The following is a 15,149-nucleotide window of genomic DNA, read 5'->3' on the forward strand; positions in this document are numbered from 1 at the left end:
AAAACACAGGAGGTTCTCATGACTGCGAATTCTAAGTTCATCATGGCGTTCGGTGCTCTCGCCTTCGTGGTGGCCGGTGTTGCGGGCACCGCCCGCGCCGACACCAGCTTCCCCACCGAAGCGCGCGGCGAAGCCGCCTTTTTCGATGCCCAGTCGGGCGCCGTGGTCCAGCCGTTCGACATCTTCCAGCAGCCCTCCGCCGCCAAGCTGCGGGCCATGAATTCCGCCCGCCCGTTCATCGGCCAGCCGGCCCAGCCCGACTCCCACTGGGGCCCGGCCCAGGATGCCACTTCGCCGGGGGCATGAACCACCCGACATGCGCTGCAACGAAAAGGCCGGCGTCCCCTGAGGGCGCCGGCCTTCTCGCTTTGTGCGGGCGGATGCGCTGGAAGACCGGCTCTTCGCTCTATCCGGGGCGGCGCGCACAAAAAAAGCCCGCCGGGCTTGGCCGGCGGGTTCAGGCGGGGAGGAAGGGGAGGGAGAGGTCAGTGCGAGCGGGTGGCTTCGAAGAGGAACCACACGCGACGTTCGGCCTCGTCGATCCAAACCTCGATGAGGCTGGTGGTGGCGACGTCGTTGTAGTTCTCGCAGACGACATGGGCTTCCCGCAGGAAGGTGATGAGGCGCTTGTTGTCCTCGCCGAGCTCGGCCAGCATGTCCTCGGCGGTCACGAAGTCCGCGTCATTGTCGGGGAGACGCTGGAGGCGCGCGATGTGGCCCACCGACCGCAGCGTCGTGCCACCCACCTTGCGAGCCCGTTCGGCGATGGCGTCGGTGGTGGCGAAGATCTGGTCGCCATGGTCGTCCAGCAGAAGATGGTAGTCGCGGAAGTGCGGGCCGGACATGTGCCAGTGGAAATTCTTGGTCTTCAGATAAAGCGCGAACATGTCGGCGAGAAGAACGGTGAGGGCGCCGGCAATGTCGCGAGTGGCCTCTTCGCCGAGATCGGTAGGGGTCCGCAGGGGCGCCTGCTGGCGCAGTTTCGCAATGGTCTTGTCCATGGGTGTCGTCCTTATGGAAAGCTGTAGGGGGCGGTCGGGAGGTGGCTGAGATGCCGCGGCGACCGCTCTGTGAATGTCACGGTGGTCACCATAGGACCGGGACCAGGACGAGAGAATTGGGCGCTCGTTTGCCTGGATCATACGAGGGTATGGGGGCAGCGTCGGTGCCGGTGCGCAGGCTCGAAGGCGCGCAGGCGCGTGCGCGCGAACCCGTGAGGGTCGCCGCAGCGCAAATCCAGGGGCAGAGGGGGCAGGGCGCGAAAGGCCGCGAGCGCGTCGGCGCTTCAGCGGCGCGGGGAGGCCTGCAGCGCGCGATCGATGCAATCGATCATTTCGTTCCCGTCGAACGGCTTGGCCAGGAAGCCGAAGGCGCCGGCCGCGTCCACCTGCCGGCGGATGCGATCCTCGGGAAAGGCGGTGATGAAGATCAGCGGCACCGGGTCGCCTTCGGCGCGCAGCCGGCTCTGAAGCTCGACGCCGCTCATGCCCGGCATCTGGACGTCGGTGATGACGCACGCGGTCCTGCTGCGCTCCGTGGAGCCGAGGAAGTCCTCGGCGGACGCGAAGGATCGCGCGCCGAACCCAAGGGAGCGGACGAGACTTTCCGTAGCGACGCGAACGGATTCGTCGTCATCGATAATCGTTATGGTTGGCGCGCGTGACACTCGGGGCACCTCGACGTGCAATCATTCGGCACGCGATGACGCGCCGGTCTGACCCTATATAGCCTGCCGCCTGCCCAACCCGTAATCATACAGACGTTTGCAACTCTAGCTTTTCGCACTGAGCCCCAGGGCCTCCGCCATCCGGACCAGATCCGCGAGGGAGTGGGCCTCCATCTTGCGCATGACATTACCGCGATGAATTTTCACGGTAATTTCACTCAGTCCCACCTCGGCGGCGACCTGCTTGTTCATGAGGCCGGAGGTTACCAGCGCCATGATTTGCCGCTCGCGCTCGGTCAGCGTGTCGTAAAGCGCGCGCAGCTTCGAGGAGGAGGCGCGCTCGGCGCGGCGGCCCCGGTCGATCTCGATGGCGGCGGAGACCGCATCGAGCATGTCCTGATCGCGGAACGGCTTGGTGAGGAAGTCCACCGCGCCCGCCTTCATGGCGCGCACGCTCATGGGAATGTCGCCATGCCCGGTCATGAAGATGATAGGCAGCTCCATGTCGGAGCGTGCCAGCTGCGCCTGGAAGTCGAGCCCGCTCACGCCCGGCAGGCGGATATCCAGCACCAGGCAGCGCGGGGCATCCGGCAGCTTGGCGGCCAGAAGCTCGGCGGCGGAGGCGAAGAGCGCCACCTCGAGGCCGATGGAGCGGAACAGGCTGGACAGCGCGTCGCGCAGGCTGGCGTCATCGTCCACGACGATCACGACGGGGGCGCTCGGGGGCGGCGCCGGGCGGGTCAGCGGTCGACTGGTCACGGGCGGGTGTCCCTGGTGTTGGAAGAGGGGGGCGTGCTCGCAAGGGGCATGGTGAGGGTGAAGCACATTCCCCCCTCGGGGTGAGGCGCGGCGTCGATCCGGCCGCCATGGGCCTGCGCGATCGAGCGGGAGACGGAGAGGCCGAGGCCCATCCCGTCCTGCTTCGTGGAAACGAAGGGCGAGAACAGGGAGGCGAACACGTCCGGCGAGATCCCCGGTCCGGTATCGCGCACGAAAATGGTCAGCTCCGCAGCGCCGTCCATCGACCACGGCGGTGTTTCGATCGCGTTGCGGATAGTGAGGACACGCTGGCCCTCGGGCACCTCGTCCATGGCCTGGATGGCGTTGAGGACCAGATTGATGAGCACCTGCTGCAGTTGGATGCGGTCGCCTTCGATGCGCGGCAAATCGGTAGTGAGGGCGAGTTCGAGCCTGACGCGGTGGTTCGACAGCTCCCGCTCCAGCAGCAGCACGCAATCCTCCACCAGCTCGGCGCTGTCTAGCGCATCGCGCAGCGGTTCTCCGCGCCGGGCGAAGGCGCGCAGCCGCTCCACCACCTCGCTCGCGCGGCGGGCATTGGCGATCATGCGGGTGACGGAGGCTTCCGCCTCGCCGAGGTCGGCCACCGGACGGCGCAGCCAGCGCAGGCAGGCCTCGCCATTGGTTACCACCGCCGCGAGCGGCTGGTTGACCTCGTGGGCGATGGAGGCGGTGAGTTCGCCCATGGTGCTGACGCGGGTGACATGGGCAAGGTCGCTGCGGACCTGATTCAGCTCCTGCTCGGCCTTCTGCCGCTCGGTGATGTCGTGGTTGGTCTCCATCGTGCCCATGGGCCGCGCGCGCGCATCGCGCTGGAGCGACCAGCGGCTCGTGCAGACCAGCTTGCACCCGTCGCGGGTGGTCTGGACGATCTCGCCCTCCCATTGCCCGGTCTTGAGCAGGATGCCCATGATGTCCGCGCGGGAGGACGGAAAGATGGTCTTCAGCAGCGCGCCGGCCTGCTGCCCCAGGGCCTCGGCCCGGGTCCAGCCGTAAAGCTGCTCGGCACCGTGGTTCCAGTAGACGATCGTGTCGGCGAGGTTCCGCACGAAGATGGCATCGTGGGAGAGATCCAGCAGCGCGGCCTGTTCCCTCAGCGCGCCCGTGGCCTGCTGGTTGCGCAGCGAGAGAACGGTGGTGACTGTGATGGCGGCGACGCTGACGAAGCACCGCATGGTGGAGGAGATGTTGTAGTCGGTGGCGTGCATGATGACGAAGCTCAGCATCGTCAGCATGACGCAGGCCCCGGCGACGACCAGCAGCCCCGTGCGCCCGAACAGGCCCGCGCTCAAGAGCACAACGACCACGTAGAGCACGGCAATGGCCATATCGAGCGGCGAGAGCGTATCCACCAGGAAGATCGAAAGACACAGCAGTGCGACAAGGACCCAGCCGGTCCACCCCCGGGCGGGGGCATCCGCACTGTTGCTGGACAAGGGACCGGCCAGACCCGACATCATGCCCTCGAGAGTGTGGTTTGCGCCTGGCGATGTGCCGGAGCGCAGCGGTCGGACGTCTGTTGTGCGGCTGCCGGCTGCCCGGCGTCGTGCTTCGGTATCACCGACATATACCTCGATCTTGCCAGTTTGAACGGCGCGTTTGCCGGCTCGCGAGGCAGTAGTGCAGCAAAAACGGGCGGTCCGCTCAAGCCCGCTAAACGCAAAGTCTAGCCGCCTATACCAAGGTATGCCCGCGCGCACCCGATCATATGAGCGCCGAACCCCAAGTAGAATGGAGCAAAAGACGCCGGTCGCGGATGCTGGGTCTCCAATCGGCGAAGCGCAAGTCTTTCCGCCGGAATGGCTCGGCGCAGCAGCTCGTGCGCCGGTGCCGGTCCGGGCTGCACGGAGGAACTGCGCCGAACCGCCCTTCAGCATTCGGGGTCTCCAGCATGTCGTTCCATGCCGCGCCATCCGCCGCCGCCGTACTTCCGGCGCAGGCCCATGCGGACCTCAATGCCGAGGTCCGGCGCCTCGGGCTGCTCGCCCCGCACACCGCTCCCGATGAGCACCCCACGCCAGCGCAGGCGCCGAAGCCGGCGCGCGCCCGGTCCGGACTGGTGGCGTGGCGCCTCAAGCGGGTGCTGTCCTTCATGGAGGAGCACTATTGGGAGGCCCTAACGCTCGCCGAGATGGCCCGCGTTGCGGGGCTCAGCCGGATGCATTTCGCCGCGCAGTTCCGCATCTCGACGGGCGCCAAGCCGCACGAATACCTGCTGCGGCTGCGCGTGGAGCGCGCCCAGAAGCTCATGATGGAAAGCGATGAGCCGCTGGCGCAGGTCGCCTTCAGCGTCGGCTTCCAGACCCAGGCCCACTTCACCACCGTCTTCCGGCGTTTCGCCGCCACGACCCCGCATCGCTGGAGGTCGGAACAGATGGCCCGCGCGCCACTTAGCGGCGCGGCGCCTGCGCGTGCCCTCGGCTCGGCACATCAGGCCTAGCACTGCGCGCAGGCGCGACGCGCGCTCGTCTCCTTTCGATCCGAATGGCCAGAGGCCGGTGCGGCAACGCGCTGGCCTCTGGCCGTTGGCGCTCCGGCGACGGGCGCAGTCCGGTGTGGTTCTCTTTCCGAAAATCGGAGGCCATACCCATGTATACGGATCTATCGAAGCATATGGGAAGAATTAAATCACGGGATAATATTCGTGCTAGGCAGCATCTTCTAAATTCATTTCATCAACAACGGAGTGCTTGCCATGTCCATCAAGTCTACTGTCCTCTCCGCTGGCGTCGCCGTGGTGCTCGTCTCGTCCGTGGGTTCGGCCTTCGCCGACCCGACCATCCAGAAGGAGAACGTGGAGCAGTATGCGGTCTCCGCGCAGGGGAGCCTGTTCCCGACCTCCCCGGCGGCCGTGGCCCGCGAGGAGCGTCGCCTCGAGCGTCCCAGCGCCTTCGGCACCCCCGGCCCCTACTACGTCTCCGAGCGCCCCTTCGAGATCGGCAACGCCCAGTCCGGCCCCGCCCACGACGCCGACGACAACTGACGCGCGCCGTCCGCCATGCGAAAAAAAAAGGGGGCCGCTTCGGCGGCCCCTTTTCTATTTGTCCGGGTCTTTCCCGCTGCGGTCAGCGACCAGCCCGCGATTCAGTCGACCTTGAGCGGCGGGTTGTCGCTGTCCAGGAACTCGACGGTGGTGAACACCAGTTCGGTGTCCCCGATATTGGTGAGGTCATGCATCATGAACTCGCCCGGGCCGAAATGGTGGTGCTTGGTGTCGCCGGCCTCATACGTCACTTCGGCCACCCGCCCGTCCGCATAATGGGATCTGGCGCGCCCGCCGGTCACGGCCGTCCAGAAATAGTCGAGCACATGGGTGTGGAAGCCGATGCGCTCGCCGGGCTTCAGCGCGAGATGCCACACCCGCACGCGGTCGCTCTGCGAGACGAGGCGGCTGCCGACGCGGCCGTTGCCGCGGCTGGCATGCAGATCCGCCCGCAGGGCCTCGGGCCATGCAATAGGCGCCTCGATATTAGCGTAGGTGGCGTTGGTGTTGATGTTCATTAGGTGTCTCCCTGTCTGTCTGGCGTTTCAGTCCACCGCGAAGCCGGTCTGCGCCCGCACGTGCTGGGCGGTGAAGGCCGCGCGCACGCGCTGGGCCGCCGTGCTGCGATCCGCCAGCGAGACGACGATCGAGACCAGGAAGGCGAGCGGCACGGAAAACAGCGCGGGATTGTCATAGGGGAAGGGTGCGGGGCCGAGCTTCAGCGTGGTCGTCCACACGCTGGGGCTCAGCGCCACAAGCACGAGGGCGACCACGAGGCCGGTCACCGAGCCGGTGACGGCGCCGCGCGTGGTGAGGCCGGGCCAGGACACCGACAGCACGATGACGGGGAAGTTCGCGCTCGCCGCGATGGCGAAGACGAGGCCCACCATGAAGGCGATGTTCTGGTTCTCGAACAGGAGCCCGAGGGCCATGGCGAGCAGGCTGATGACCACCGCAGCCGCCTTGGAGACCCGCACCTCCTCCTGTTCCGAGGCCTTGCCGCGCCGGATGACGCGGGCATAAAGATCGTGGCTGGCCGCCGACGCCCCGGCGATGGTGAGGCCTGACACCACCGCAAGGATGGTGGCGAAGGCCACGGCCGAGATGAAGCCGAGCAGCACCGAGCCACCGAGCGCGTTGGCGAGGTGCAGGGCCACCATGTTGGTGCCGCCCACCACAGCGCCGGTCGCGTCCTTGAAGCTCGGATCCGACATCACGAAGGCGATGGCGCCAAAGCCGAGCACGAACAGCAGCGTGTAGAAGACGCTGATGAAGCCGGTCGCCACCAGCACGGAGGTGCGCGCCTGCCGGGCATCCGCCACGGTGAAGAAGCGCATCAGGATGTGCGGTAGCCCGGCGGTGCCGAACACGAGGGCCACGCCCAGCGAAATGGCCGAGATGGGATCCTTCACCAACCCGCCCGGCGCCATGATGGCCGCGCCCTTGGGGTGCAGCGCCGCGGCGCGGGCGAACAGTGCCTCCAGGCTGAAGCCGAAATGGCCGAGGATGAGCAGGGACATCACCACCGAGCCGGTAAGCAGCAGCACGGCCTTGATGATCTGCACCCAGGTGGTGGCGAGCATGCCGCCGAAGGTGACATAGGCCATCATCAGCAGGCCCACGAGGCCCACCGCCACCCAATAGGGCAGGCCGAACAGCAGCTCGATGAGCTTGCCCGCCCCCACCATCTGGGCGATGAGGTAGAGCAGCACAATCACCAGCGTGTTGGTGGCCGCCACCACCCGCACCGGCACTTCCGAGAGCCGATAGGCCGCCACGTCCGCGAAGGTGTAGCGCCCGAGATTGCGCAGCGGCTCGGCGATGAGGAACAGGATCATCGGGAAGCCCACGAGGAACCCGATGGCGTAGATCATCCCGTCATAGCCGGAGGTGTAGACCAGCGCCGTCACCCCGAGGAAGGTCGCGGCGGAGGTGTAGTCGCCGGCGATGGCGAGGCCGTTCTTGAAGCCGCTGAGGCCGCCGCCGGCGGCGTAATAATCCTGCGCGCCGCCGGTGCCCTTGCGGGCCGCCCACCAGGTGACGCCCAAGCTGACCGCCACGAACAGCAGGAAGAGGCTGATCGCCACGGAATTGATGGGCTGGCGGGTACCGCCTTCGATGGCGCCGGCGGCCCAGGCCGGGCTGGCGGCGCAGCCAGTCAAGATGGCGGCGAGGGCCGCACGGTTGAGCGTAGACAGTCTCATTGCACCTCCTCCCTGAGATTCCGGGTGAGGCGGTCGAAGGTGCGGTTGGCGACGGCGACGTAGATCGCGGTCAGCACGAAGCCGAGGCCGAGCAGGCCGACGCCTGCGACGATGCCCCAGGTGGAGACCGCATCCGGCAGCACCGGCGTGCCGAGAGCGCTGGGCTTCAGCGCCACGGTGAGGATGTAGGCGAAATAAAGCGTTGCCATCAGCGCGGCCATGGAGAGGCCAAGCCGGGCGCGGATAGAGGCGAGGCGGCGGAAGTTGGAGTTCTGCCGGATGGCCTCGATGCGGGCGGCCGCATCGCGGGGCCGCGCGTGCGGGCGAGGGGGGAAGGCGCCGTCGGGCTTCATGCGGCAAGCCCCGTGGCGACGGCGGTTTCGCTCATCACGGCGTCGGGGTGCCGGTGCCGCTCGGCGCGGGCGCGCTGCTCCTCGTCGAGAATCTGCGCTTGCATATAGGCCCCGAGATGCCGTGCCCGCTGCACCACGGCGCGGCCGAAGGCGAGGCGCTTGGCCTCGAAGGCGGCCAGCGCCGCTTCCACGTCCGTACTGTCGGCGAGGGCAGCGGCGAGAGCGGCGGCATCCGCGGCCGCCTTGGTCACGCCCATGCCCACGTGGGGGCGTGCGACGAAAGCGGCATCGCCCAGGATCACCACATGGGGCGACAGTCGCAGGCGCGGGCTTTCCAGATCCTGGATCGCCTGCAGGAAAGGCTGCTGCGTGCGCTCCACCACCTCGGCGAACTGCGGCGCGAGCAGCCGGTGAGCATCGGCGCGCATTCCCGCGACCACCTCGGGCCGGATGAGGTGCGGGGGAATGGAGAGGGGATGCCGGGTGCCATCCACGTCGGTCAGCAACTCGGCCAGCTGGCCGTCGCTGGCGGCGGGCCGGTACCAGACGAAATTGTAGCGGCGGTGGCCTTCGTCCAGCTGCTCATCCGCGCCCGCCACCGGATAGCCGAGCATCTGCTCGCCGGGGGGCAGGCTGAAGGAGAAGTGGCCGCACAGCGCGGCGCGGGTTTCCGGCGAGAGCGTGCTCTCATCCACCAGTCCGCGCCAGGCCACATAGCCCGCATAAGTGGGCTTGGCCTCCGGCAGGAAAGCGGCGCGCACGGTGGAGAACAGGCCGTCCGTGCCCACCAGCAGGTCCGCCTCCTCCACGGTACCGTCGGCGAAGTGCGCGCGCACGCGCTCGGCCCCGTCCTCGACGCTGACGAGGTTACGGCCGTGGTGATAGCTGTCGTCCGGCAGAGCGGAGCGCAGCAGGCGGTAGAGGTGGCCCCAGGAGGTGAGTACCTGCGGCAGGTCGAGCTGGCCGGTGATGCGTCCGTCCGGCCCGAACACGCGCCGCCCGCTGACACCCACACCCACCCGCGCCTCCGTGACGTCGAGGCCGGTCTTGCCGATCACGTCGAACAGCTCGGGATGGGTGACGATGCCGGCGCCGCGTCCGGCGAGCTCGCTGCCGATGCGCTCGAAGACGGCCACATCCCAGCCGGCCTTGCGCAGCAGGAGCGCGGCGAAGAGGCCGCAGATGGAGCCGCCGATGATGACGGCGCGCTTGGGCTTCGCGGCGCGCATGGTGGGGCGCTCCGCCGGACCTGCGGCGGGGGTGTTCGTTGGCATGGTGTCCTCCCTCGGCTCCTGAAAGGCGGCAGGCCGCTCGCCTGTGCGAGGGCCGGCCCGCGCGAGCCTGCGTGTGGTCGCGTCGGATCGCCGTTGGCCGGTCTGTGCCGGGCTGGGCGACGCCGTCCGATTATTTATCGGATGATAGATAGTGACGCGGAATTTGACCGCCGTCAAATTAATTTATCAATTGATTATTTCCGCACCGCCGCTTTCTTGCGCGCAGGCTTGGCCGGGCCGATGACCGAGGCGAAGGCCGCTGGGGCGCCGTTCAGGAAGGCGTTGACCTTCACGTCGATGTCGGCTTCGGGGTCGGCGGGAATGGGCATGCCGTAGATGAACTTGCGCACGCCGATGTAGAAGATTCCCGCGTGCAGCGACCAGATGAGCTCGATCTCTTCCTCGCTCACGGGGGCGGTCTCGTCGAGGCCGCTGGAGGCGCGGATCTCGATGACCATGCGCTCGAACAACCGGGCGCGCAGGAAGGCGAGATAGCGGCTGTTGAAGTCGAGGCCCTTGAGCCCGGCGAACATGAACAACCGCACCCATTCATAGGTCTGGATGACGGCGGCATACGCCCGGTAGAAGCGCTTCAGGCGCTCCTCGATGGGGATGGAGCGGTCGGCGATGGCGGTTTCCCATTCGCTCTGCCAGCGGCTCTGGTAAACCTCCTGGTAGACCCGATCGAGTAGTGCATCCTTGCCGGGAAAATAGCGGTAGAGCAGCGGCTGGGTGATGCCGAGCCGCTGCGCCAGATCCCGTGTCGCCCCGTCGAAACCGAATTCGGCGAAGAAGGCCACGGCCCCCGCCACGATATCCCGCTCCCGGTCCGCAGGGGAAAGGCGACGACGCTGGGGGGAGGGGGCTTTTGAGGACGGCAATGGGGGCACCCGGTCTTTATCGGACGATCAATCCTAGCACGGCTCGCGTGCGATTCATCACCCTGCGACGAGATGCCGGAAGGTCAGGGGCCGATTCTTCGCGCCCCTCAGTGAACCCCCAGATGCTCCTCCAGCCGGGCCGGATCGGCCTGGAAGGCCGAAGCCGGGGCCTTGTCCACCACCCGCCCGGTGCTGATGACCACCACCTCGTCGGCGAGCTTCAGCGCGAAGGCCATGTGCTGCTCCACCAGGATCACCGACAGCCCGGCGGCGCGCAGCCGGCCGACGATGCCGCCCACCTCGGCGACGATCTGCGGCGCGAGGCCCTCTGTCGGCTCGTCCATCAGCAGCACGCGCGGCGCGGTCACCAGCGCGCGGCCGATGGCCAGCATCTGCTGCTCGCCGCCGGACATGAGCCCGGCCGGATGCCGGCGCCGCTCCTTCAGGCGGGGGAAGAGGCCGTAGATGTCCTCGTCCGTCCACGCCACCCGCCCGTCCGGCGGCCGGGGGCAGCGGGCGACGGCGAGGTTCTCCTCCACGCTCAGGCTGCGGAAGATGCGCCGCCCCTGCGGCACCAGCGCGAGGCCCGCCCGACAGATGGCCTCCGGGGAGAAGCCGGAGATGTCCCGCCCGTTGAGCGCGATCCGCCCGGTGCGGGAGGTGAGCAGGCCGGCGAGGGCGTTCATGCAGGTGGTCTTGCCCGCGCCGTTGCGTCCAAGCAGGGCAAGGATGCGCCCCGGCGCCACCTCCAGCGAGACGTCGTGCAGGATGTGGCTATCGCCGTAATAGGCGTTGAGGGCCGAGAGCGAGAGCGCGGCGTCACTGGGCAAGATAGGCCTCCCTGGTCCTCGGATCGGCGATCACCTCCTCGCGCGTGCCGTCCACGATCAGGCGGCCATAGTGCAGGAGGGCGATCTTCTCGGCGAAGGCGAGCGCGACATCCATGTCGTGCTCGATCATCAGGATGGTGAGGTCGCGCGGCAGCTCGGCGAGAAGGGCGCTCACCGTCCCGCGCTCCTCCTTCGACAGGCCGGCGAGCGGCTCGTCCAGCAGGAGGATGCGCGGGGCCTGCGCCAGTGCCATGGCGATCTCCAGCCGGCGCTTCTCGCCATAGGAGGTTTCCGACACCGGCCGGTCGGCCAGCGTGTCGAGCCGCACCCGCGCCAGCACCTCCAGCGCCTCGCGCCTTAAGACGGGGTCCTTCGCCACCGCGCCATAGGGCTTCCAGCGCTGCGGGCGTCCACCCAGCAGGGCCATGATGACGTTGCCGATCACGCTCTCGCGGGCGAACAGGGTGAGGATCTGGAACGTGCGGCCGATGCCGCGCGCCGCGCGCCGGAAGGTGGGCAGGTCCGACACATCCTGGTCGGCGAGGCGGATCTGTCCGGCCGTGGGCCTGAGATCGCCGGCGATCAGGTTGAACAGCGTGGTCTTCCCCGCGCCGTTCGGGCCGAGCAGAAGGCGCCGCTCGCCCGGCTCGACGGTGAAGTTCACGCCCTGGATGACATGGAGGCCGCCGAAGCTCTTGTGCAGATCGTCGATCCGGAGTGCTGTCACGGGCGGGCCTCCTTGATGGGCGTGGCGGGAATGGGCGTCGGACCACGCCGCGTGGCCAGGCGGCTGCCGAAGGTCCGCATCAGCCGCCGCACGCCGGGCAGGAGGCCTTCGGGCACCACCACGATGATGAAGAGGAAGATGAGGCCGAGCAGCGTCGGCCAGCGATCCGTATAGGCGCTGGCGACATTCTTCAGCAGCACCACCAGCGCCGCGCCCACGATGGGGCCGAAGGTGGTGCCGAGCCCGCCGGCGATCACCATCAGCACCGCTTCCGACGAGACCGTCAGCGAGAGCGTGTGCGGGCTGATGAAGCGGAACAGCAGCATGTAGAGCACGCCGGCGACGCCCGCGATGCCGGCGGAGAGCACATAGGCCGCATAGCGGATGCGCCACACATCGTAGCCCAGCGTGCTCATCCGCCGGGGTTGGTCGCGCACGCCCTGCATGGAGGCGCCGAGCGGCGAGCCGGCGAGGATGGTGACGAGCGCGAGGCAGCCCGCCGTCACCGCGAGGCACAGGTAGTAAAGCCCCGTGCCGCTGGCCAGCAGCCCCTGGAAGCGGGGCATGGAGATGCCGTTCTCGCCATTGGTGAGATCCACATAGCGGAAGGCGATGCCCCACACGATCTGGCCCAGCGCGAGCGTGATCATGAGAAAGCTCAGGCCCGAGGTGCGCAGCGCCACGAGCCCGAACAGCGCGCCCGCCGCCACCGACAGCGCCACCGCCGCCGGGATCGCCGCCCAGAGCGGCCAGCCGGTGCTGGTCGTCAGCAGCGCGAAGGCATAGCCGGCGATGCCGAGGAAGGCCGCGTGGCCCAGCGAGACCATGCCGCAATAGCCGGCGATGAGGTTTACGCTCACCGCGAACAGGCCGTAGACGAGAACCTGCGTGGCGATGGAGAGATAGAAGGGACCGGGCAGCACAAGGGGAACCGCCGCCGCGCAGAGGAGGAGGATGCCGAGGGTCTTCATGCCGGGGCTTTTCATGCCGCTTGCCTCCCGAAGAAGCCCTGGGGCCGCACGGCGAGCACCACCACCATGGGCAGGAACAGAATGACGTAGGCGAGATCGGGCAGAAGCATCTGCCCGAAAGTGTAGACGAGGCCGATGACGAGGCTGCCCGCCAGCGCACCGGTGAGCGAGCCGCTGCCGCCAAGGATGACCACGAGGAGCGCCAGCGGCAGCATTTCGGAATCAAGGCCCGGATAGACCGACATGATGGGCGCCGCGAACGCCCCGCCGATGCCGGCGAGCCCGGCGCCGAGGCAGAAGACGGTGGTGAACAGGCGCGAGACGGGAATGCCCATGGCCCGCGCCATCTCCCGGTCATCCACCGCCGCGCGGATGCGGGCGCCCAGCGTGGTGCGCTCCACCAGTGCCCAGATGCCGACGAATGCCACCAGCGCCAACGCCACCAGAGCCAGCCGGTAGGCGGGGAAGACGATGCCGCCGAACCCGACCGCGCCGCGCAGCGCCTCCGGCGCTGGCTGGGCGATGGGGTCGCCCGACCACACGAGGAGACACTGGTCGGCGATGATGAAGGCGAGGCCGAGCGTGCCCAGCACCTGCGCCAGCTCGCGCCCTGCCAGCCGGCGGATGAGCGTGCGCTCGAGGATGCCGCCGAACACGGCGCATGCCGCCCCGGCCACCAGCACCGCCCCCGCGAAGCCCAGCCCCACCGCGGAGGTGGCGATATAGCCTCCCAGCATGAACAGGGCGCCGTGGGCGAGGTTCGCGACCCGCATGAGGCCGAAGATCAGGGAAAACCCGACCGCCAGCAGGAACAGGATCGCGCCGAACGCGAAGCTGTTCAGGAAACCGTTGATCCAGAACATGGAGGCCATCTCCAGGGGCCGCCGCGGGGGCGGGCGGTTTCAGTTCAGCCGTTGGGTGGGGGCGCTCATGTCGAACCAGTCGAATGGCTGGTCGCCCACGTTGACCATCACCGCCTTCACGTCGAAATAGGCGTCGAACGCCTCCTTCCCGAACTCGCGGCCGATGCCCGAGAGCTTGAAGCCGCCCCAGGGCGAGGCGGCGTCCACGCGGTGGTGGTCGTTGATCCAGACGATGCCGGCCTCGATGCGGTCGGCCACGCGATGGGCGCGGGCGATGTCGCGGGTGCGGACGGCGGCGGCGAGGCCGTAGGGGCTGTCGTTGGCGATGCGCACGGCATCGTCCTCGGTGTCGAACGGTGTCACCACCGTGAACGGGCCGAACACCTCTTCCTGGAAGATGCGCATGCGCGGGTCCACGTCGGCGAAAACGGTGGGCTCCACATAGAAGCCGTGGCTGCCTTCGAGCGCCGGCGGCACGCGCCCGCCCGCCACCAGCCGCGCGCCTTCCTCGAGACCGATGCGGGCAAAGTCCAGCACCCGCGCCCGCTGCCGCTCGGAGATCACCGGCCCCATCTGGGTCGTGGCATCGAAGGGGTCGCCGACGGCGATAGCCTTCGCCTTGGCGGCGAGCTTCTCGACGAACGCGTCGTAGATGGAGCGCTGCACGATGTGCCGGGCGGCGCAGACGCAGGTCTGGCCGGCGCCGACGAAGGCGCCGAAGGCGGCATAGTTCACCGCCTGGTCGAGGTCGAAATCGTCAAACACCACCACCGGCGTCTTGCCGCCCAGCTCCAGCGTCTGGCGCGCGAAATTGCCGGCGGCGGCCGCACCCGCCCGGCGTCCGGCTTCCGTGCCGCCCGTGAGCACCAGCTTGCGGATGCCGGGATGCTCCGACAGCGCCCGCCCGGTGACGGCGCCGGGGCCGGTCAGCACGTTGAACACGCCCGGCGGCAGGCCAGCTTCCGAGAAGATCTCGGCGAGGCGCAGCGTGGTGAGCGGCGTGTATTCGGAGGGCTTCACCACCGTGGTGCAGCCCGAGGCGAAGGTGGGCGCAAGATTCCGGCAGGCAATCAGCAGAGGATGGTTGAAGGGCGTGACATTGGCCACCACCCCCACCGGCAGGCGGCGGGCATAGGTGAGATAATCGCCCTCCACCGGGATCACGTCGTCGCGCCGCGCCATGGCGAGGCCGGCATTGTAGCGGAACAGGTCCGGCACGCGGGCGAGCTGTGCGCGGGTCTCCCGCACCGGCCGGCCGTTGTTCAGCGTCTCCAGCTCGAACAATTCGTCGAGATGGGCCTCCATCACATCGGCGAGCTTGTTGACGAGGCGCGCGCGGGTGCGCACCGACATGCCGCGCCACTCCTTCGAGCGGAACGCGGCATCGGCGCTGGCGACGGCGCGGTCCACATCCTCCGCGCTCGCCTCGATGACCTGCGCGATGGTGGTGCCGTCGCGCGGGGCGGTGATGTTCATGAGGGCCCGCGGGCCGGGATCGACGCTGCGGCCGTCGATGAACAGGCCCTTGACGAGGTCGTGACGGGGCGTTCCGGCCGAAGCCGGTTCCAGGGTGAGTGCCATGAGTGTCTCCGTTGGGTC

At 68.3% G+C, this 15,149-nt stretch carries 17 protein-coding genes; 3 read left to right on the forward strand and 14 right to left on the reverse strand.

The genetic code is table 11. The annotated features are described in order from the left end of the window. Positions 1–18 precede the first annotated feature (18 nt). Positions 19–306: a hypothetical protein gene (locus tag A37E_RS0115620; RefSeq protein ID WP_029557459.1), complete on the forward strand. Its 288-nt coding sequence runs from the start codon at positions 19–21 to the stop codon at positions 304–306. Positions 307–485: 179 nt separating this feature from the next. On the opposite strand, the gene A37E_RS0115625 is transcribed toward A37E_RS0115620, so the two are convergent. The 4 genes from A37E_RS0115625 to A37E_RS0115640 all read right to left on the reverse strand — a co-directional run bounded on the left by A37E_RS0115625 (position 486) and on the right by A37E_RS0115640 (position 3,900). Then, on the reverse strand, positions 486–1,001 hold the full coding sequence (locus tag A37E_RS0115625) for a DNA starvation/stationary phase protection protein (RefSeq protein ID WP_029557460.1): 516 nt from the start codon (positions 999–1,001) through the stop codon (positions 486–488). A 284-nt stretch (positions 1,002–1,285) separates the two neighbouring features. Beyond that, complete coding sequence (locus tag A37E_RS0115630) at positions 1,286–1,687, reverse strand: response regulator (RefSeq protein ID WP_210257914.1); 402 nt, start codon at positions 1,685–1,687, stop codon at positions 1,286–1,288. Positions 1,688–1,771: 84 nt separating this feature from the next. Next, the gene (locus A37E_RS0115635) at positions 1,772–2,410 is read right to left on the reverse strand and encodes a response regulator transcription factor (RefSeq protein ID WP_029557462.1); all 639 of its coding nucleotides are present in this window, start codon (positions 2,408–2,410) and stop codon (positions 1,772–1,774) included. Positions 2,411–2,421: 11 nt separating this feature from the next. Continuing rightward, on the reverse strand, positions 2,422–3,900 hold the full coding sequence (locus tag A37E_RS0115640) for an ATP-binding protein (RefSeq protein ID WP_051679443.1): 1,479 nt from the start codon (positions 3,898–3,900) through the stop codon (positions 2,422–2,424). Between the two features lie 455 nt (positions 3,901–4,355). Here A37E_RS0115640 and A37E_RS25430 point away from each other — a divergent pair, with 455 nt between their 5' ends. Both A37E_RS25430 and A37E_RS0115650 read left to right on the forward strand, forming a co-directional pair. Next, on the forward strand, positions 4,356–4,904 hold the full coding sequence (locus A37E_RS25430) for a helix-turn-helix domain-containing protein (protein WP_051679081.1): 549 nt from the start codon (positions 4,356–4,358) through the stop codon (positions 4,902–4,904). A 255-nt stretch (positions 4,905–5,159) separates the two neighbouring features. Continuing rightward, a complete protein-coding gene (locus A37E_RS0115650) occupies positions 5,160–5,447 on the forward strand; it encodes a hypothetical protein (RefSeq protein ID WP_029557465.1) in 288 nt (95 codons plus the stop codon). A 101-nt stretch (positions 5,448–5,548) separates the two neighbouring features. On the opposite strand, the gene A37E_RS0115655 is transcribed toward A37E_RS0115650, so the two are convergent. The 10 genes from A37E_RS0115655 to A37E_RS0115705 all read right to left on the reverse strand — a co-directional run bounded on the left by A37E_RS0115655 (position 5,549) and on the right by A37E_RS0115705 (position 15,131). Then, on the reverse strand, positions 5,549–5,965 hold the full coding sequence (locus tag A37E_RS0115655; protein ID WP_051679082.1) for a hypothetical protein: 417 nt from the start codon (positions 5,963–5,965) through the stop codon (positions 5,549–5,551). A 27-nt stretch (positions 5,966–5,992) separates the two neighbouring features. Beyond that, positions 5,993–7,651 carry a cation/acetate symporter ActP gene (actP, locus tag A37E_RS0115660; protein WP_051679083.1) on the reverse strand — a complete coding sequence of 553 codons (1,659 nt, stop codon included), beginning with the start codon at positions 7,649–7,651 and terminating at the stop codon, positions 5,993–5,995. Beyond that, complete coding sequence (locus A37E_RS0115665; protein WP_081837628.1) at positions 7,648–8,004, reverse strand: DUF485 domain-containing protein; 357 nt, start codon at positions 8,002–8,004, stop codon at positions 7,648–7,650. Before A37E_RS0115665 ends, actP begins: the two co-directional genes overlap by 4 nt. After that, entirely contained in the window at positions 8,001–9,233 is a 1,233-nt protein-coding gene (locus A37E_RS0115670) for an FAD binding domain-containing protein (protein WP_029557469.1), read from the reverse strand. Before A37E_RS0115670 ends, A37E_RS0115665 begins: the two co-directional genes overlap by 4 nt. A 239-nt stretch (positions 9,234–9,472) precedes the next feature. Then, positions 9,473–10,090, reverse strand: a complete 618-nt coding sequence (locus tag A37E_RS0115680; RefSeq protein WP_348550882.1) for a TetR/AcrR family transcriptional regulator — start codon at positions 10,088–10,090, stop codon at positions 9,473–9,475. 176 nt (positions 10,091–10,266) lie between these two features. After that, a complete protein-coding gene (locus tag A37E_RS0115685) occupies positions 10,267–10,989 on the reverse strand; it encodes an ABC transporter ATP-binding protein (protein WP_029557471.1) in 723 nt (240 codons plus the stop codon). Further along, positions 10,979–11,716 carry an ABC transporter ATP-binding protein gene (locus A37E_RS0115690; RefSeq protein WP_029557472.1) on the reverse strand — a complete coding sequence of 246 codons (738 nt, stop codon included), beginning with the start codon at positions 11,714–11,716 and terminating at the stop codon, positions 10,979–10,981. Before A37E_RS0115690 ends, A37E_RS0115685 begins: the two co-directional genes overlap by 11 nt. Then, on the reverse strand, positions 11,713–12,702 hold the full coding sequence (locus tag A37E_RS0115695; protein WP_245279347.1) for a branched-chain amino acid ABC transporter permease: 990 nt from the start codon (positions 12,700–12,702) through the stop codon (positions 11,713–11,715). Before A37E_RS0115695 ends, A37E_RS0115690 begins: the two co-directional genes overlap by 4 nt. Further along, entirely contained in the window at positions 12,699–13,550 is an 852-nt protein-coding gene (locus A37E_RS0115700) for a branched-chain amino acid ABC transporter permease (RefSeq protein ID WP_029557474.1), read from the reverse strand. Before A37E_RS0115700 ends, A37E_RS0115695 begins: the two co-directional genes overlap by 4 nt. A gap of 39 nt (positions 13,551–13,589) precedes the next feature. Further along, on the reverse strand, positions 13,590–15,131 hold the full coding sequence (locus A37E_RS0115705) for an aldehyde dehydrogenase (protein ID WP_029557475.1): 1,542 nt from the start codon (positions 15,129–15,131) through the stop codon (positions 13,590–13,592). Positions 15,132–15,149: the final 18 nt, after the last annotated feature.

Source organism: Xanthobacter sp. 91 (assembly GCF_000702385.1).
GTDB lineage: Bacteria > Pseudomonadota > Alphaproteobacteria > Rhizobiales > Xanthobacteraceae > Xanthobacter > Xanthobacter aminoxidans.